This window comes from Rhizobium sp. Root491, from assembly GCF_001427205.1.
Lineage (GTDB): Bacteria > Pseudomonadota > Alphaproteobacteria > Rhizobiales > Rhizobiaceae > Agrobacterium > Agrobacterium tumefaciens.
In genome coordinates this window covers 1,058,407-1,074,656 of sequence record NZ_LMFF01000001.1, presented here as the reverse complement: position 1 = coordinate 1,074,656, position 16,250 = coordinate 1,058,407, and the positions used below count along the sequence as shown (strand labels likewise).

The 16,250-nt window shown below is 59.3% G+C and carries 17 protein-coding genes; 10 read left to right on the top strand and 7 right to left on the bottom strand.

The features are described 5' to 3' along the window. The first annotated feature begins 50 nt into the window (after nucleotides 1–50). The 3 genes from ASD46_RS05325 to trmB all read left to right on the top strand — a co-directional run bounded on the left by ASD46_RS05325 (nucleotide 51) and on the right by trmB (nucleotide 2,793). Complete coding sequence (locus ASD46_RS05325) at nucleotides 51–470, top strand: helix-turn-helix domain-containing protein (RefSeq protein WP_003514807.1); 420 nt, start codon at nucleotides 51–53, stop codon at nucleotides 468–470. Between the two features lie 188 nt (nucleotides 471–658). Beyond that, on the top strand, nucleotides 659–1,921 hold the full coding sequence (gene metK, locus ASD46_RS05320) for a methionine adenosyltransferase (protein ID WP_003514808.1): 1,263 nt from the start codon (nucleotides 659–661) through the stop codon (nucleotides 1,919–1,921). A 173-nt stretch (nucleotides 1,922–2,094) separates the two neighbouring features. Further along, nucleotides 2,095–2,793, top strand: coding sequence for a tRNA (guanosine(46)-N7)-methyltransferase TrmB (gene trmB / locus ASD46_RS05315; protein WP_025592270.1), 699 nt, complete (start codon nucleotides 2,095–2,097; stop codon nucleotides 2,791–2,793). 12 nt (nucleotides 2,794–2,805) lie between these two features. Here the strand turns inward: trmB and ASD46_RS05310 are convergent, their stop codons facing one another. Together ASD46_RS05310 and ASD46_RS05305 are read right to left on the bottom strand one after the other, a co-directional pair. Beyond that, nucleotides 2,806–3,705, bottom strand: coding sequence for a ribokinase (locus ASD46_RS05310; protein WP_025592271.1), 900 nt, complete (start codon nucleotides 3,703–3,705; stop codon nucleotides 2,806–2,808). Between the two features lie 53 nt (nucleotides 3,706–3,758). Then, entirely contained in the window at nucleotides 3,759–4,952 is a 1,194-nt protein-coding gene (locus ASD46_RS05305) for a DNA recombination protein RmuC (protein WP_003514811.1), read from the bottom strand. A gap of 148 nt (nucleotides 4,953–5,100) precedes the next feature. On the opposite strand from ASD46_RS05305, the gene def reads away from it, so the two are divergent. From def to truA, 3 genes are read left to right on the top strand one after another with little or no spacing between them, the layout of a single operon-like run. Beyond that, entirely contained in the window at nucleotides 5,101–5,613 is a 513-nt protein-coding gene (gene def / locus ASD46_RS05300) for a peptide deformylase (RefSeq protein WP_003514812.1), read from the top strand. A gap of 47 nt (nucleotides 5,614–5,660) precedes the next feature. Beyond that, nucleotides 5,661–6,596 (top strand): methionyl-tRNA formyltransferase, encoded by a 936-nt coding sequence (gene fmt, locus ASD46_RS05295; protein ID WP_025592274.1) that lies wholly within the window; start codon nucleotides 5,661–5,663, stop codon nucleotides 6,594–6,596. Continuing rightward, on the top strand, nucleotides 6,596–7,396 hold the full coding sequence (gene truA, locus ASD46_RS05290; protein ID WP_025592276.1) for a tRNA pseudouridine(38-40) synthase TruA: 801 nt from the start codon (nucleotides 6,596–6,598) through the stop codon (nucleotides 7,394–7,396). Before fmt ends, truA begins: the two co-directional genes overlap by 1 nt. A gap of 15 nt (nucleotides 7,397–7,411) precedes the next feature. Here truA and ASD46_RS05285 read toward each other — a convergent pair whose 3' ends face one another. The 3 genes from ASD46_RS05285 to dapD are packed head-to-tail and all read right to left on the bottom strand — an operon-like array spanning nucleotide 7,412 to nucleotide 10,057. Then, nucleotides 7,412–8,008, bottom strand: a complete 597-nt coding sequence (locus tag ASD46_RS05285; protein WP_019564415.1) for a hypothetical protein — start codon at nucleotides 8,006–8,008, stop codon at nucleotides 7,412–7,414. After that, a complete protein-coding gene (dapE, locus tag ASD46_RS05280) occupies nucleotides 7,992–9,188 on the bottom strand; it encodes a succinyl-diaminopimelate desuccinylase (RefSeq protein WP_025592278.1) in 1,197 nt (398 codons plus the stop codon). The genes ASD46_RS05285 and dapE overlap by 17 nt, the downstream gene beginning before the upstream one ends. Nucleotides 9,189–9,202: 14 nt before the next feature. Next, the gene (gene dapD, locus ASD46_RS05275) at nucleotides 9,203–10,057 is read right to left on the bottom strand and encodes a 2,3,4,5-tetrahydropyridine-2,6-dicarboxylate N-succinyltransferase (protein ID WP_003514821.1); all 855 of its coding nucleotides are present in this window, start codon (nucleotides 10,055–10,057) and stop codon (nucleotides 9,203–9,205) included. 144 nt (nucleotides 10,058–10,201) lie between these two features. Between dapD and ASD46_RS05270 the strand changes: the two genes are divergently transcribed. Then, nucleotides 10,202–11,062: an LOG family protein gene (locus ASD46_RS05270; RefSeq protein WP_034501844.1), complete on the top strand. Its 861-nt coding sequence runs from the start codon at nucleotides 10,202–10,204 to the stop codon at nucleotides 11,060–11,062. 166 nt (nucleotides 11,063–11,228) lie between these two features. Beyond that, on the top strand, nucleotides 11,229–13,574 hold the full coding sequence (locus ASD46_RS05265; protein WP_025592281.1) for a methyl-accepting chemotaxis protein: 2,346 nt from the start codon (nucleotides 11,229–11,231) through the stop codon (nucleotides 13,572–13,574). 70 nt (nucleotides 13,575–13,644) lie between these two features. On the opposite strand, the gene ASD46_RS05260 is transcribed toward ASD46_RS05265, so the two are convergent. After that, complete coding sequence (locus tag ASD46_RS05260; protein ID WP_013635386.1) at nucleotides 13,645–14,589, bottom strand: nucleoside hydrolase; 945 nt, start codon at nucleotides 14,587–14,589, stop codon at nucleotides 13,645–13,647. A 212-nt stretch (nucleotides 14,590–14,801) separates the two neighbouring features. On the opposite strand from ASD46_RS05260, the gene ASD46_RS05255 reads away from it, so the two are divergent. Then, entirely contained in the window at nucleotides 14,802–15,227 is a 426-nt protein-coding gene (locus tag ASD46_RS05255; RefSeq protein WP_019564411.1) for an Hsp20 family protein, read from the top strand. Between the two features lie 56 nt (nucleotides 15,228–15,283). Further along, entirely contained in the window at nucleotides 15,284–15,541 is a 258-nt protein-coding gene (locus ASD46_RS05250; protein ID WP_003493591.1) for a DUF1150 family protein, read from the top strand. Nucleotides 15,542–15,584: 43 nt separating this feature from the next. Here ASD46_RS05250 and ASD46_RS05245 read toward each other — a convergent pair whose 3' ends face one another. Next, nucleotides 15,585–16,181 carry an EF-hand domain-containing protein gene (locus ASD46_RS05245; protein WP_025592284.1) on the bottom strand — a complete coding sequence of 199 codons (597 nt, stop codon included), beginning with the start codon at nucleotides 16,179–16,181 and terminating at the stop codon, nucleotides 15,585–15,587. Nucleotides 16,182–16,250: the final 69 nt, after the last annotated feature.

Sequence of the window (16,250 nt, the reverse complement as noted above, 5' to 3'; positions counted from 1 at the left end):
ATAAGCAATGAAACGAGATATCAACCCTTTCCGAGTGTCAGGACCGCATGATGACCGAAAATAAGAAAAAGCCTAACCCCATCGACATTCATGTCGGAAGCCGAATTCGTCTTCGCAGAACCATGCTGGGCATGAGCCAGGAAAAGCTGGGTGAAAGCCTCGGAATTACCTTTCAGCAAATTCAGAAGTATGAAAAGGGCACGAACCGCGTGGGCGCCAGCCGCCTGCAGAATATCTCCGCGATCCTGAATGTGCCGGTTTCCTTCTTCTTCGAGGACGCGCCGGGTGATCAGGCCGTCGGCACGACCGGCATGGCAGAAGCATCGAGTTCCAATTACGTGGTGGATTTCCTGTCGTCTGCCGAAGGCTTGCAACTGAACCGCGCTTTCGTGAAGATCGCCGACCCGAAGGTTCGCCGCCGCCTCGTTGATCTCGTCAAGTCGCTCGCCGCCGAAGGGGATGCTGAGTAGCACTCGCAGGCGACTGCTTTATTTTCCAGCGTACGGCGCTGGACACTCAACGGTCCGCAAGGGCCGTTTTTTTGTGCCCAATTAGAAAGGAATTCTCACATAAAGATATATTTATGTGGTTGTGTCCTTGTCTTTCATGGCCGAAATGACTAACAAACTCGAAGACCGTTCTTTGAGGGGAATCCCGCATGCGTGCCAATTACCTGTTCACCAGCGAGTCCGTGGCCGAAGGTCATCCGGACAAGGTTTGTGATCGTATTTCCGATGAAATCGTGGATCTCATCTATCGTGAGGCATCCAAGACGGGTGTCGACCCCTGGACCGTGCGCATCGCATGCGAAACGCTTGCGACGACGAACCGCGTCATTATCGCCGGTGAGGTTCGGGTTCCCGATACCCTGCTGAAAAAGGACAAGGACGGCAAGGTTCTCAAGGATGCTGCCGGCCACCCGGTCATCAATCCCTCGAAGTTCAAGTCGGCTGCCCGCAAGGCGATCCGCGACATCGGCTACGAGCAGGATGGTTTCCACTGGAAGACGGCGAAGATCGACGTTCTCCTGCATCCGCAGTCGGCGGATATCGCGCAGGGCGTGGACAACGCCTCCGACAAGCAGGGCGACGAGGGTGCCGGCGACCAGGGCATCATGTTCGGTTACGCCTGCAAGGAAACGCCGGACCTGATGCCGGCTCCGATCTATTATTCCCACCGTATTCTGCAGCTGCTCGCGACCGCCCGTAAAAGCGGCGAAGGCGAAGCTGCGAAACTCGGTCCCGACGCCAAGAGCCAGGTGACGGTTCGTTACGTCGACGGCAAGGCTTCTGAAGCCGTGTCCATCGTTTTGTCCACGCAGCATCTCGATGCCAGCTGGGATTCGAAGAAGGTTCGCGAAGTTGTCGAACCTTATATCCGCGAAGCGCTGGGTGACCTGAAGATCGCCGATGATTGCCAGTGGTATATTAACCCGACGGGCAAATTCGTCATTGGTGGTCCGGATGGCGATGCGGGTCTGACCGGCCGCAAGATCATCGTGGACACCTATGGCGGTGCTGCCCCCCATGGCGGCGGTGCATTCTCCGGCAAGGACACGACCAAGGTCGACCGTTCCGCGGCCTATGCTGCCCGCTATCTGGCCAAGAACGTTGTGGCTGCCGGTCTGGCCGAGCGCTGCACCATTCAGATTTCCTACGCGATCGGCATCGCCCAGCCTCTGTCGATTTATGTCGATCTGCACGGTACCGGCAAGGTCAGCGAAGATCAGGTCGAAGGCGCCATCCGCAAGGTCATGGATCTGTCGCCGTCGGGCATTCGCCGTCATCTCGATCTCAACAAGCCGATCTACGCCAAGACGTCCTCCTACGGCCATTTCGGTCGCAAGGCGGGCCGTGACGGTTCCTTCTCCTGGGAGAAGCTCGATCTGGTGAAGCCGCTCAAGGAAGCTTTGAGCGCTTGAAGCATTTCCAGTAAAATTGCGTAGCGATTTTACGTTCGGAAAATGCGGGGACTTGTTCTAAGCCTTGTCATTAGGCGGGGATTGAGAGATACCGGTTGCACCATTTGTAACCCGCATAGTGCCATTCAAGTGGCCCTGTGCGGGTTTAGTCTATTTGTTCTTGAGAGTATGACATGACGGAAGAGCGGCGTTCGCGCGCAACGGAAGCGTTTTTTGGCAGACGCAAGGGCAAGCCCCTGCGCAATCAGCAGATCGATACGATCGAAAACCTGCTGCCTTTGCTGAAAATCGATCTGGAAAGCGCGCCTCCGAAAAATCTCGTCGCTCTCTTTCCGGCGGATGTGAAATCGGTGCGTCTGGAAATCGGTTTCGGCGGCGGCGAGCACCTTGCCCACCGCGCGACTGAAAATCCTGAGACCGGCTTTATCGGCGTCGAGCCCTTCGTCAATTCCATGGCCAAGCTGCTGGCAAGCGTGCGTGAGGGCGAGTTGATGAATATCCGCCTTTACGATGATGACGCGACGCAATTGCTGGATTGGCTGCCGGATGGGTCGATCGATCACATCGATCTTCTCTATCCCGATCCCTGGCCGAAGAAGAAGCACTGGAAGCGCCGTTTCGTTTCCGACGTCAATCTTGCCCGTTTCCATCGCGTCCTGAAACCCGGTGGCAAGTTCTGCTTTGCTTCCGATATCGATACCTACGTCAACTGGACGCTACAGCATTGCGCCCGCCACGGCGGTTTCGAGTGGACGGCGGCAAGTGCCGAGGACTGGCACACCCCCTATGCCAACTGGCCGGGCACGCGTTATGAGAACAAGGCGAAAAGAGAAGGCCGCAGCTCGGCCTATCTCACTTTCATTCGCATTTAACAGCTCGAACCGTCAGAAATTCGCGTCCACTTCGGCTGCGACCGGAATGGAAGGCTGGGCGCCGGCGCGGGTGCAGGCGAGCGAGCCTGCGACGGCGGCGCGCTTCAGCGCCTTTTCGAAATCCATACCCTGATCGAGGCTGGCGGCGAGATAACCGCAGAATGTATCGCCAGCGCCAACAGTATCGACCGGCTCGATCTTGAGACCGGACGCCTTGAAGACCTTGCCGTTGCGAATGGCGATCACGCCATCAGCACCAAGCGTCACGATCAATGTCTGGCCGGTCTGCTCATGCAGGGATTTGAGTTCATTTTCCCGTTCGGAGGCTGAAAGTCCGTTTTTGCCGATCAGCAGTTCGAACTCGGTCTCATTGGCGATGACGATATCGGCAAGGCTGGCAAGGCGCGGCCCGTCCGCGGTCAGCGGCGCGGTGTTGATGATAGTGGTGATGCGTTTAGCCTTCGCGGCCGTCAGTGCTGCTTCGATTGAGGGTGCGGGCACTTCGAACTGAAGCATCAGAATATCGCCCGCTGCCATCTCCGCCACGGCTCTTGCGGCGTCGGATGCGGAAACTTCGCCATTGGCGGCGGGAATGACCGAGATCATGTTCTCCCCGCCTTCACCGATCAGGATTACGGCGGTTCCCGTGGGGCCGGGCGCGGTCTTGACGAGCGACAGATCGGTGCCGGCATCGCGCAGCAATGTCAGCGCTGGCGCGGCAAAGGTGTCATCACCCGTAGCGCCCGCCATTTTGACCGTTGCACCTGCGCGCCGTGCGGCAAGCGCCTGATTGGCTCCCTTTCCGCCGGCCGCCGTGGAAAAGGTCTCTCCCGTCACGGTTTCACCGGGTTTTGGCAGGCGTTTGGCGGTGGCGACGAGATCCATGTTGATGGAGCCGAAAACAGTAATCATCAGGGCATGTCCGTATGAAATTCAAAGCAAGGCGGCGACTTTGCCCGAGGGGATCACTCGTCGTCAACCACCCGCAACTTGGCCGTTCCTGCCCTGTTCTCTGCAAAGCGTCGCGCCTGCTCGATTTCGCTATGGGAGGTCTCCTTTTCCGTCGGCGAAAAATCGAGGCCCTCGATCTTCTGGCCACGCGCCAGCACCTTGTCGGAGGAAATCAGCATCATGTCGACATCTTTCTGCGCCAGCCCGAAATGGGCTTGCAGCTTGCGCGTCCGGTCGTCCAGCCGCCGCACGTCATCCATGAGAAGCGCGACTTCACCCTGAATGAGGTGCGCCTGCTCGCGCATGCGCTGGTCCTTCAGCACCGACTGGATAACCTGCACCGACAGCATCAAAAGCGATGGCGAGACAATGACGACACGGGCGCGATGGGCACGCTGCACGAGATATTCGAAATGCTGGTGAATATCGGCGAAGATCGATTCCGACGGCACGAAGATGAAGGCCGTATCCTGCGTTTCGCCGCGTATCAGATATTTCTCCGCCACGTCGCGAATATGCACTTCCATATCGCGGCGGAACTGCTGGGTCGCAGCCCGTTTGCCCTCGGGCGTTTCATCCGCCTTCAGCGCATTCCACGCCTCCAGCGGAAACTTGGCATCGATGACGAGGGACGGGGCGTTGTTCGGCATCCTGATGATGCAGTCTGGTCGGTAGCCATTCGAAAGCGTGGGCTGAAGCTGAAAGGCCCCGGCGGGAAGCGCATCGGCGATCAGCGCTTCCATGCGCGCCTGCCCGAAAGCGCCGCGCGTCTGCTTGTTGGAGAGGATCGCCTGAAGCCCGACCACGTCCTTTGCCAGATCCTGAATATTACCCTGCGCGGCATCGATAACCGCAAGCCGCTCCTGCAGGCGGCTTAGATTCTCGTGTGTCGACCGGGTCTGCTCGGTCAGCGTCTCGCCCAGCCGCTGCGACATGCCGTCGAGGCGCTGGTTGATCGTCTGGCCCATCTCGCTCTGGCGCGTGCCGAGCGTCTCGGCCATCGCCGCGATCCGGCCGTGCAGTTCCGACTGGGTTTTCAACAGATCGGAAATTTCACCATCGGCTTCCGCTTTTTTCCCACGACTTTTCGTGACCATCCAGAAAGCGGAAAGGCCGAAAACGAGAGCCGCAAGAAGCCCGCCGAAGCTGATGTCGACGGAGCCGGCCCGCAAGGCGGGATCGAGGAGAAAAGAGAAATCGATGCTCATGGCTAAATCTACCAGATTTCCAGTGATTCGTAAGATCAAAACAAGAACATTCATGCGGCGGAATTGAGTCGGGCAAAACCAGCCGAAGGTCTCATTTCGACCGCGTATTTTTTATTTCCTCCGCGCAAGAGATACGTTATGGGAAGCCATGACTATCAAACCGCTTATCATTTTGCCCGATCCCGTGCTGCGCCAGCAATCAAGGCCTATCGAACAGGTGGATGCCGAAGTGTTGCGCCTTGCGGACGATATGCTTGAAACCATGTATGATGCGCCGGGTATCGGCCTTGCCGCCATTCAGGTGGGCGTGCCGCGCCGCATGCTGGTGATCGACGTTTCGCGCGAGGACGAGGAGAAAAAGCCGGTCGTCTTCATCAATCCGGAAATCCTCAAAGTGTCGGACGACGTGTCGGCCTATGAGGAAGGGTGTCTCTCCATTCCCGATTATTATGCCGAGGTAGAGCGTCCCGCATCCCTGACAGTGCGATATGTCGATCGTGACGGCAAGCAGCAGACGGTCGATGCGGACGGACTTCTGGCGACGTGTCTGCAGCATGAGATCGACCACCTGAACGGCATTCTGTTCATCGACCATATTTCGCGCCTGAAGCGAGAAATGGTCATCAAGAAATTCACCAAAGCAGCCCGCGCTAAGGTCTGATTCGTCTTAAATATGTAGACGGACCGGCATAGAGGGCAGGGGGCGATATGGCTCTTCGCATCATTTTCATGGGCACGCCGGATTTTTCCGTTCCCACGCTGCGTGCATTGGTGGACGCTGGTCACGAGGTCGTTGCCGTTTATACGCAGCCGCCGCGTCCAGGCGGTCGCCGTGGCCTCGATCTGCAGAAATCGCCGGTGCATCAGGCCGCCGAACTGCTGGGTCTGCCCGTGCTGACGCCGGTAAATTTCAAGGCCGAGGAAGACCGGCAGGAATTCAGGGAATTCGATGCGGACGTCGCTGTTGTCGTTGCCTATGGGCTGCTATTGCCCGAGGCTATCCTGAGCGGTACGCGCCTTGGCTGCTATAACGGCCACGCCTCGTTGCTGCCGCGCTGGCGCGGCGCTGCTCCCATTCAGCGGGCGATCATGGCTGGCGATGCCGAGACGGGCATGATGGTCATGAAAATGGAAAAGGGGCTGGATACCGGCCCGGTGGCGCTGACCGCCAAGGTCACGATCGATGAGAATACCACGGCAGGTGAATTGCACGACAGCCTGATGCTGACAGGCGCGCGGCTGATGCGGCAGGCGATGGACAAGCTGGAAGCAGACGATCTTCCTCTCGTTGCGCAGCCGGAAGAAGGCGTCGTTTATGCCTCGAAAATCGACAAGGGCGAGACCCGGATTAATTTTTCCCGGCCGGCACAGGACGTCCATAACCATATCCGCGGCCTTTCGCCTTTTCCCGGCGCCTGGCTGGAAATGGAAATCGGCGGTAAGGCCGAGCGCGTGAAGGTTCTGGCGTCAGAACTGGCGAGCGGTATGGGCGAAGCAGGCGCTGTGCTCGATGAAGCCCTGACAATTGCCTGCGGAAGTGGCGCGGTGCGGCTTACCCGTTTGCAGAAGGCAGGTGGCAAGCCGCTGTCGGCTGCCGATTTCGTTCGTGGCACACCCGTTCCCGCCAGAACGAGGCTCGGCTGATGCCGCGTTTCCGCATGACCGTCGAATATGACGGTACGCCTTACTTCGGCTGGCAGAGACAGGATAACGGCCCTTCAGTTCAGGGCGCGCTTGAAGCTGCCGTCCGGTCGCTGACCGGCGAAACCGTTTCTATTCGAGGCGCTGGCCGCACCGATTCCGGCGTGCATGCCGTGGGACAGGTAGCCCATGTCGATCTTTCCCGCGATTGGGCGCCATATAAGCTTCGCAATGCTCTCAACGCCCATCTGGCCATGGCGAAAGAGGTCGTCTCGGTTGTCGACGTAACGGCGGTGACCGAGGATTTCGACGCGCGCTTCTCCGCGCTTCGCCGCCATTATCTGTACCGCATCATTTGCCGGAAAGCGCGGCTGGCGCTCGAGCACAAGCGCGCATGGTGGGTATCGAAAGATCTGGACCACGAACGCATGCATGAAGCTGCACAGATGCTCGTCGGCCGGCACGATTTTACCACTTTCCGCTCGGTTCATTGTCAGGCGACCAGCCCGGTCAGAACGCTCGACCGGCTGGATGTGACGCGCAATGGCGATCTTATCGAGATACGCGCCACCGCGCAGAGCTTTCTCCACAACCAGATACGCTCTTTTGCCGGAACGCTGAAAATGGCCGGTGAAGGCAGCATGACACCGGAAGACGTGCGCGCGGCACTGGAAGCACGGGATCGCAAAGCTTGCGGCCCAGTCGCGCCGCCGGATGGTCTCTATTTCATGCAAGTCGATTATCCCGACGTCATTCCGCCGCGGGTCTATTCAAAGGTCGAGACGGTCGAAGACACAGACTGAAGTCCGTCTCGTTTCTCAGGCCGGATAAACGCCGAGAAAACGCTGCAGCGCCTCGGACAGAAGCATGCCCGGCACCAGCAGGGTCATGACGATCGCCGAGACAAGCAACGACTGGTCGCGGATGAAGAAGCGCACGATCCGCGAAAAGGCGAAGACCAGCGACAGCAGCAGTGCCAGCCAGAGGATGGCGATCAGCCCCTGCAAGGGCGGCAGAAAAAACGCGATCAGGATCAGAACCGCATAGGCATAGGAAAACGGCAGCGACAGCCAGTTCATGGTGGTGACCAGTGCGGTGAATTTTTCCCGTGCGCCAAAGGCGAACAGCAGCATGCCGATCAACAACAGCGGCACGATCCAGCAGATGGCTTCGACCATCGCGAGGCGGAAAAAGAAGATGAACCCCGTTCCTGTTCCGGGCGGATAGCTTGCCAGGAACGCAGCGCGCAGCCACAGCCAGGACACCAGCATGGCGGGCAGGCACCAGAGGGCGGAGTAGAAGGACCGCCACATGCCGCGCTCGGAAAGATCCAGATAACGCGCGCCGGTATGGTCGCCGAGCAGCAGCAGCCAGAGGCCTTTCAGATAGAGCCTTACTTCACTTGCCGTCGGCATGGGAGAACCAGCGTTCGATGAAGGTCTCGTAGATGTTTGTGAGAGTCTCCAGATCGGCGACTTCCACGCGCTCATCGACCATATGCATGGTCTGCCCGACGAGGCCGAATTCCACGACGGGGCAATAATCCTTGATGAAACGCGCATCAGACGTGCCGCCGGTGGTCGAAAGCTTGGGCTCCTTGCCTGTCACGGCTTCCACGGCGCCGGAAAGCGATGAGATGAGCGCATTGTTCCGGGTCAGGAAAACATGGGCCGGACGGTCGGCCCAGACGATCTCATATTTGACCGGGCTGCGGTCGGGACGAAGTTCTCCCTCGGCAGCGGCGGCATCGAGGCGGCGGATGATTTCCGCCCGCAGGCTCTCCACCGTCCAGCTGTCATTGAAACGGATGTTGAACGACGCCGTCGCCCGCGCCGGAATGACATTTGTGGCGGCGTTGCCGGTGTCGATGGTCGTCACTTCCAGATTGGACGGCTGGAAGTCGTCTGTACCGTGATCGAAGGGCGGATGCATCAGCGCGTGGGTCAGTTGCAGCAGCCCGCGAATGGGGTTGTCGGCCAGATGCGGATATGCGGCATGACCCTGCACGCCATGCACGGTGATGCGGCCCGAAATCGACCCCCGGCGGCCGATCTTGATCATGTCGCCCAGCTGGTCGGGGTTGGTCGGTTCACCCACCACGCAGGCATCCCATGTCTCGCCTTTGGCGGCGGCCCATTCCAGCAGCTTGGAGGTGCCGTTGATCGAGGGGCCTTCCTCGTCACCGGTGATCAGGAAAGAAACGGAACCTTTCGGTTTTCCGTGTTTCTCGATGTAGCGGGCAATGGCAGCAACGAAACAGGCAATGCCGCCCTTCATGTCCACCGCACCACGGCCGAACATTTCCCCGCCGGCAATTTCAGCGGCAAAGGGTGGATGGCTCCATGCCGCCTCGTCGCCCACCGGAACGACATCGGTATGGCCCGCAAACATCAGGTGCGGACCTTCCGTGCCAAGCCGGGCGTAGAGGTTTTCAACGTCAGGCGTTCCCGCTTCCGTCGCCACCATCTTTTCCACCGCAAAGCCAAGCGGTGAAAGCAGGGTGTCTAGCAGCGATAGCGCGCCACCTTCGGCGGGCGTCACCGAAGGGCAACGGATGAGGGCGGCGAGATTTGCAACGGGATCGGTCGTGGTCATGGTATCAGCTTTTATCAGTCGCGCAGAAGCTCGTTGATGCCGGTCTTGGAGCGGGTCTTTTCATCGACGCGCTTGACGATGACGGCGCAATAAAGGCTCGGGCCCGGCTCGCCGTTCGGGAACGGCTTGCCCGGCATGGTGCCGGCAACGACGACGGAATAGGGTGGCACTTCGCCATAGGTGATCTCGCCGGTGGCGCGATCGACGATCTTGGTCGACTTGCCGATGAAGACGCCCATGCCGAGAACGGCGCCTTCGCGCACGATGCAGCCTTCTACGACTTCCGAACGGGCACCGATGAAGCAATTGTCCTCGATGATGGTCGGGCCGGCCTGAAGCGGCTCCAGAACGCCGCCGATGCCAACGCCGCCAGACAGATGCACGTTCTTGCCGATCTGCGCGCAGGAGCCGACCGTCGCCCAGGTGTCGACCATCGTGCCTTCATCGACATAGGCGCCGAGATTGACGAAGGAAGGCATCAGCACCACGTTCTTGGCCACATAGGCCGAGCGGCGCACGACGGCGTTAGGCACTGCGCGGAAGCCCGCAGCGCGGAACTGGTTTTCACCCCAGTTCTCGAACTTCGACGGCACCTTGTCCCACCAGGTGGATTCACCGGGGCCGCCGGTGACGATTTCCATGTCGTTCAGACGGAAGGAGAGGAGCACGGCCTTTTTCAGCCATTGGTTCACTTTCCAGTTCCCGTCCGCCTGCTTTTCGGCGACGCGGACCTTGCCGCTGTCGAGAAGTTGAAGAGATGTGTTCACCGCGTCGCGAACCTCGCCCTTTGTCGATACGTTCACACCGTCACGGTTGTCGAAGGCTGTTTCGATGGTGGTTTCGAGAGAGGTGAGATCCGGAAGGCTCATGGAAAATTCCTTGAATGTCGCGTGTGTTCGTGGCCACGGATGGTCCCGCGCCGCTGGAAGGCTCTGGTCATTTGATCTAAGGGAGTGTTGGAAAGGCGTCAATGTGATTTGGGTGATTTGGCGCACCAGACGAAAGGCTTGGAAATGACACGACTGAAAAACGGCAAATTGCGGCGCAAGGATGGGGTGTGGGACCCGTTGAAGCGTAGCTCTGCGGACAAGCAGCAGGCCGATGTCATTCCCAAAACACCGCAGTCGGATTCCCCATCCTACCGGCTTGCCTACGCGGATATGGATTTTCTCTGCCGCGAGGAGTTGCGCCCCGTCAGGCTTCAACTCGAACTTCTCAAGACGGAAATGGCGCTGACCGAGCGGGGCATCAAGTCCACCGTCGTCATGTTCGGCGGCGCGCGCATTCCCGAGCCCGGCGGGGAGGCTTGGGCGGCCCGCAACGAGACGCAGAAACGCAATCTGGAGCAATCCTCGGTTTATTACGAGGAGGCGCGCAAGTTCGCCCGGCTCTGCACCGACTACGGCGCGAAATCGGACCATCTGGAATATGTCGTGGTCACCGGCGGTGGTCCCGGCGTCATGGAAGCAGGCAATCGCGGCGCAGCCGATGTCGGAGGCCCGTCCATCGGCCTCAACATCGTTCTGCCGCATGAGCAGGCGCCCAACCCCTATGTCACGCCGGAGCTGAGCTTCAACTTCCACTATTTCGCCATCCGCAAGATGCATTTCCTGATGCGGGCCAAGGCCGTGGTGATCTTCCCCGGCGGTTTCGGCACGCTCGATGAACTCTTCGAGACGCTGACGCTGATCCAGACGAAGCGCATGGCGCCCATCCCGCTCATTCTCTTCGGGGAGAAATTCTGGCGCTCCGTCGTCAATTTCGAATTCCTCGCGGACTTCGGAACAATTGCACCCGAAGATATGGAGCTGCTACATTTCGCCGAAACCGCCGACGATGCATGGAACATCGTATCCGCCTATTACGAGCACTGATTTCGGCTTGATGCGACGGGGGAATTTTAGGGGTTAATTAGCAAAGATATTCTAATTTCCCCTCGTCGCGTTGCAGCGCACTGCCCCCAGCGGGCGGGCCTCCATGACGGAGATTTCTCATCCGTTGACGCCAGCCTTTTCGGCCGGCGATTTGATCGAGGCCAAAATGTTCAATTTCAAAGTGAAGTCGCTTGCGACCAAGCTGATCCTTGTAACCGGCTGTGCAATCACCACGGTCCTTGTCGCATCGAATTCCTTCCTCATTTCCCAGACCAGCGACCGTGTCCATTCGCTGACCATGGATCAGGCGAACACCGAGGCACGCGCCATCGCCAACGTCATCGCCGCCGATGTCGGTGAACTCGGCAGCGCTGCCCGCTCCATGGCCGGTATCATCGGCCGTGCGCACCAGGCGAAATCGATGGACCGCCCCGGCATCGTCAACATCCTCAAGGCCAATGTCGAGCAGAATGCTTTCGCTTTCGGAAGCTGGTTCTGTGAGCAGTTGGGCCTTTTCGACGGACAGACCACCGAGATCGCCAACAGGCTCGATCTCGGCACCAATGCAACGGGTGCATTTGCCCCCTACTGGTCGAAGACCCAGAAAGGCGACATCCAGTTTTCGACCTTCAAGAACGACTATGCGGCGGAGTGGTATTCGCTGGCCGCCAAATCCGGCAAGGGCGCCATTACCCAGCCCTATCTGGCCGAAGGCACGGAAGTGCCCACCACAATGACCTCGCTTGCCTATCCCGTCATGTCTGATGGTAAGATGATTGGTGTGGCGGGGGTCGATATCTCGCTGGCAGCTCTGTCGCAGAAGCTGCAGGCGCTGCATCCTTTCGAAACCGGCCGTGTGACACTCATTTCGCAGGGCGGCCAATGGCTGGTACCGCCGACGCCCGAGCAGAACATGAAGGCCTATGACGGAGAGGGTGCAAGCACCGTTCAGGCGGCGATCACATCCGGTAAGCAGGGCCTGATCGAAAATCTCGGCCTTGATACCGACGCGCCCTATAACCGCCTTGTCTATCCGTTTGCGGTTCCGGGCCTCAATGCCACCTGGGTGGTTCTGGTGGATATCCCGCATCAGGCGTTGAACGCGCCGGTGCAGGAACAGACTTATCTGATGATCCTCGGGGCAATCGTCATTCTTGCGGCGGTTATTGCCGCGCTCTATTTCTCCGTCCGCTATTTCGTCCGCAATCCGCTCGCCTCGCTGGTCTCCGATGTGAAAACACTGAGCGACGGTCGTTACGATGTGCCGGTTTCCGGACAGGACCGCAGGGATGAGACGGGCGCGGTGGCAACGGCTCTGGAAGGCTTCCGTGCGAAGCTTGCCGGTATCCGCGAAATGGAAGCGGATGCCGCCGTGCAGCGTGGCAATGCGGAAACGGAGCGCCAAAGGTCCGAATCCGAGCGCAATGAGAACAGCCGGATGCAGCAACATATCGTGAGCGTACTCGGCGCGGGTCTCAATGCGCTCTCGCAGGGCAATCTGACCTATCGCATCGAGGACCAGTTCCCCGGTGAATATGCAAAGCTGCGCAACGACTTCAACTCGGCGCTCGCCAGCCTCGAGGAAACCGTTTCCACCGTCAACGGAACCGTTGCCAGCATCGGCAACGGCACCGGCGAGATCACCCGCGCTGCGAGCGATCTCTCCCACCGCACGGAACAGCAGGCGGCAAGCCTGGAAGAAACCGCTGCCGCCCTCAACCAGCTGACGGCGCAGGTCAATTCCAGTGCGGAAAACGCAGCACAGGCGGCGACAGCTGTCAGCAATGCCTGCGACGACGCCGGCAAGTCGGGCGAGGTCGTGCAGCAGGCCGTCAGTTCCATGGAAGGCATCGCTCAATCCTCGGCGGAAATCTCCCGCATCATCGGGGTAATCGACGAAATCGCTTTCCAGACCAACCTTCTGGCGCTGAATGCCGGTGTGGAAGCTGCCCGTGCGGGCGAGGCTGGCAAGGGTTTTGCCGTCGTCGCGCAGGAAGTACGTGAACTGGCGCAACGTTCCGCGACAGCCGCGAAGGAGATCAAAGGTCTGATCAACACCTCCGCAAGGCAGGTGGGCGAGGGCGTCCAGCTGGTCGGCAAGGCCGGCGAGACGATGAGAAAGATTGCCGATCAGGTTCTGCAGATCAACCAGCTGATACGGCAGATTTCGGCCTCCGCCAGCGAGCAGGCGGTAGGTCTCAAGGAGATCAACTCCGCCGTCACTCAGATGGACCAGGTCACCCAGCAGAATGCTGCCATGGTGGAAGAAACAACGGCGGCAAGCGTGACGCTGAACAGCGAGGCGGAAACGCTGAAATCGCTCGTTGCCGGTTTCTCCGTATCCGGCGGTCATTCCAGCCAGTCCGGCCAGCAATTGCGCGCCACCGCGGCGGCAATGCGTGCGCCTGTTGCCTCGTCACAGGCATCGGGCCGCTCGGCTGCGACCCAACGTTCCCGCCCAAGAACCAGCGGCGCAAACGCGCTGGCACAGGACGACTGGACGGAGTTCTGAGAATATCCCGTGGTTCCAAATGAAAGGGCCGCTGGTCACGCCAGCGGCCCTTTTCATGTCTGCGTTCCCATCAGAGGCGGGCGAAACGTTCCGTCAGCAACTCGAAGAAACCGTCCGCATCCACATTTCGCATCACGCGGGCGTTGACCGGGCGCTCGGTCACCCGCCACCAGTCCACCACCGTCATGCCCATGGTCAGTTCGGAATTGACCTCGATTTCGACATTGCAATCGCGGCCCTGAAACAGCTCGGGCTTGAGGAGATAGGCGATGACGCTTGGATCGTGCAGGGGGCCGCCGTCCGAACCGTATTTCTCGATGTCGAAACGCTCGAAGAATTCCAGCATTTCCGCCATGGCGATTGCCGGGCGTGTGCCTATATCGCGAATGCGGCTGACACGCGCCTTGGTGGTCAGCAACTGGTGGGTTACGTCAAGCGGCATTACGACGATGGGCACGCCGGAACGGAAGACGATATCGGCAGCCTGCGGATCGACATAGATGTTGAATTCCGCAGCCGGTGTGATGTTGCCGCCTTCAAAGAAGCCGCCACCCATCATCACCAGTTCCTTGACGCGGCCTGCAATCTCGGGGGCCTTCTGCAAAGCCAGCGCCACATTGGTCAGCGCGCCGAGCGTGCAGAGCGTCACGGTGCCCGCAGGCTCCCGCAGCAGCGTTTCGATGATGAAATCGACGGCGTGCTGCTTTTGTGCCTCCATCGTCGGCTCGTCGAGAACCGGGCCATCAAGGCCGGTGCTGCCGTGAACATGCTCGGCAGTGATGGGCTTTCGCACCAGTGGCCGCTCGGCACCCTCATAGACGGGAATATCGGTGCGGTCGCACAATTCGCAGATGATGCGGATGTTGCGGCTGGTCAGTTTCAGCGGAACATTGCCGGCGACGGCGCACAGACCGAGAATTTCAATTTCTTCCGGGCTTGCGAAAGCCAGCATGATCGCTGCCGCGTCGTCCTGACCTGGATCCGTGTCTATGATGATTTTTCTGCGTTCTGCCATGTCTTGCCCGCCGTTGAGATAAGGCGCTTTTTTCGAGCGGCGGACGCTCACTTGTCAAGCCTCATTCCTCGGAGTGCCTGCCTTTGCCTTGTGGCCCCGCCTTGCGCATCGTGGTTTTGCTTCCCATATTGCCTACAGCCGGTAAGATTGACCGGCAGGGTTGCCGGAAGCGGGACCGCGAAACGTCGCTTGGTTGCAAGGACAGAGACGATATGAGCCGCATGACGCCATTCACCCACCCGCTTTTGCTGGGTTTTGATGCCATGGAAAAAACGCTGGAGCGTATGGCGAAGGCCAATGATGGCTATCCTCCATACAACATCGAGCGCCTGCCCGGCGCTGAAGACGTACCGGAACGCCTGCGTATCACGATTGCAGTCGCCGGTTTTTCGCAGGACGATCTGGATGTGACGACGGCCGACAACCAGCTCGTCATTCGCGGTCGCCAGCAGGAGCAGGAAAAGCGGGATTTTCTCTACCGGGGTATCGCTGCCCGGCAATTCCAGCGGGTCTTCGTGCTTGCAGACGGCATGCAGGTGAGGGACGCGCGCCTGCGCAACGGCCTTCTTGCCATCGATCTGGTGAAGCCCGAAATTTCAAACGTGGTAAAGAAAATTAATATTTCCGTCTCAGAGTAGAACGTGAACGCCGGAATCCGACACGAATCGCTCGGCGTGAAGAAGGAGGCTGAAATATGCTTTTAAAAGAAGCGCATGCGCGTCTCACCCGGTCCCAGCTCGCTCATATCGGCGAGGGAGAAGTGGGCTATATCCGTAAAATCCGCGCGGAAGACGTAAGCCGCTGTTTCCCGGAAGCGCCTGATCTCGATCCGCAACTCGATCTCTGGGCCCTGTTTGGCGCGGATGGCACGCCGATCCTCCTGACAGACAATCGTTCCAGCACGTTTTTCAAGGCTGCCGAAGACGATCTGAAAACCGTCAGCCTGCATTGAAAGGAAAAAAGCCCGCCGATTGAGCGGGCTTTTTCTTATGTGATTAAAGGAACGGGCGGTCTGGCATATCATCGATAGAGATGACGCCGTCCTTGTTCCTGTCCAGCCGTTCGAACATTTTTTCGCCGGCTGCGGTGAATTCGGCCTTGCTGACCTGGCCGTTTTCATCGGTGTCGGCCATGCGCATCATCGCGAACGCCCCACCCTTGCCGCCATGCTTGCCCCAGCCCTGACGACCGCCATGTTCGCGTTCGGCGCGCTTGCCTTCAGGTCCCTTGCCTTCGCCCGCTTTGGCGTCAGCAGCCTCTGGGCGCGGATGAGCCGCACGGAACGCCTCCATTTTGGCCTGGCGGTATTCACGCATTTCCTTTGGCGTGATCGAACCGTCCTTGTCCTTGTCGATCTCGGCAAAAAGTGCGTCCTGACGTGCGGCGAACTCTTCCTTGGTAATCTTGCCGTCCTTGTTGGTGTCGGCCACCTTCAGCAGCTGAACGAACGCCAGTTCCGGGCGGAACGGCATGCGCTCGCCGTGGCCTTTGCCGTGCGCTGGCGGGGCCGCAAAGCTGGCTGTAGCGGCCGAGCCGAGCAAGAGGGCTGCGCCAAGAGCAGAGAGTGCGATCTTTCGTGTAGACATCGTCATTACCTTCCGTTGGTGTCCCTGAGGAGGAAGATAGTGGCGCAGGTGGCAGTTCACTACTTAAACATCCGT

Excerpts from the sequence above, each read along its gene's own strand:
- fmt (WP_025592274.1), top strand. The coding sequence starts at position 5,661 with ATGGCTCTTCGCATCATTTTCATGGGCACGCCGGATTTTTCCGTTCCC.
- ASD46_RS05305 (WP_003514811.1), bottom strand. The coding sequence starts at position 4,952 with ATGAGCATCGATTTCTCTTTTCTCCTCGATCCCGCCTTGCGGGCCGGC.
- ASD46_RS05325 (WP_003514807.1), top strand. The coding sequence starts at position 51 with ATGACCGAAAATAAGAAAAAGCCTAACCCCATCGACATTCATGTCGGA.
- dapE (WP_025592278.1), bottom strand. The coding sequence starts at position 9,188 with ATGACCACGACCGATCCCGTTGCAAATCTCGCCGCCCTCATCCGTTGC.
- def (WP_003514812.1), top strand. The coding sequence starts at position 5,101 with ATGACTATCAAACCGCTTATCATTTTGCCCGATCCCGTGCTGCGCCAG.
- ASD46_RS05285 (WP_019564415.1), bottom strand. The coding sequence starts at position 8,008 with ATGCCGACGGCAAGTGAAGTAAGGCTCTATCTGAAAGGCCTCTGGCTG.
- ASD46_RS05270 (WP_034501844.1), top strand. The coding sequence starts at position 10,202 with ATGACACGACTGAAAAACGGCAAATTGCGGCGCAAGGATGGGGTGTGG.
- ASD46_RS05245 (WP_025592284.1), bottom strand. The coding sequence starts at position 16,181 with ATGACGATGTCTACACGAAAGATCGCACTCTCTGCTCTTGGCGCAGCC.
- ASD46_RS05250 (WP_003493591.1), top strand. The coding sequence starts at position 15,284 with ATGCTTTTAAAAGAAGCGCATGCGCGTCTCACCCGGTCCCAGCTCGCT.
- ASD46_RS05310 (WP_025592271.1), bottom strand. The coding sequence starts at position 3,705 with ATGATTACTGTTTTCGGCTCCATCAACATGGATCTCGTCGCCACCGCC.
- ASD46_RS05255 (WP_019564411.1), top strand. The coding sequence starts at position 14,802 with ATGAGCCGCATGACGCCATTCACCCACCCGCTTTTGCTGGGTTTTGAT.
- trmB (WP_025592270.1), top strand. The coding sequence starts at position 2,095 with ATGACGGAAGAGCGGCGTTCGCGCGCAACGGAAGCGTTTTTTGGCAGA.
- truA (WP_025592276.1), top strand. The coding sequence starts at position 6,596 with ATGCCGCGTTTCCGCATGACCGTCGAATATGACGGTACGCCTTACTTC.
- ASD46_RS05265 (WP_025592281.1), top strand. The coding sequence starts at position 11,229 with ATGTTCAATTTCAAAGTGAAGTCGCTTGCGACCAAGCTGATCCTTGTA.
- ASD46_RS05260 (WP_013635386.1), bottom strand. The coding sequence starts at position 14,589 with ATGGCAGAACGCAGAAAAATCATCATAGACACGGATCCAGGTCAGGAC.
- metK (WP_003514808.1), top strand. The coding sequence starts at position 659 with ATGCGTGCCAATTACCTGTTCACCAGCGAGTCCGTGGCCGAAGGTCAT.
- dapD (WP_003514821.1), bottom strand. The coding sequence starts at position 10,057 with ATGAGCCTTCCGGATCTCACCTCTCTCGAAACCACCATCGAAACAGCC.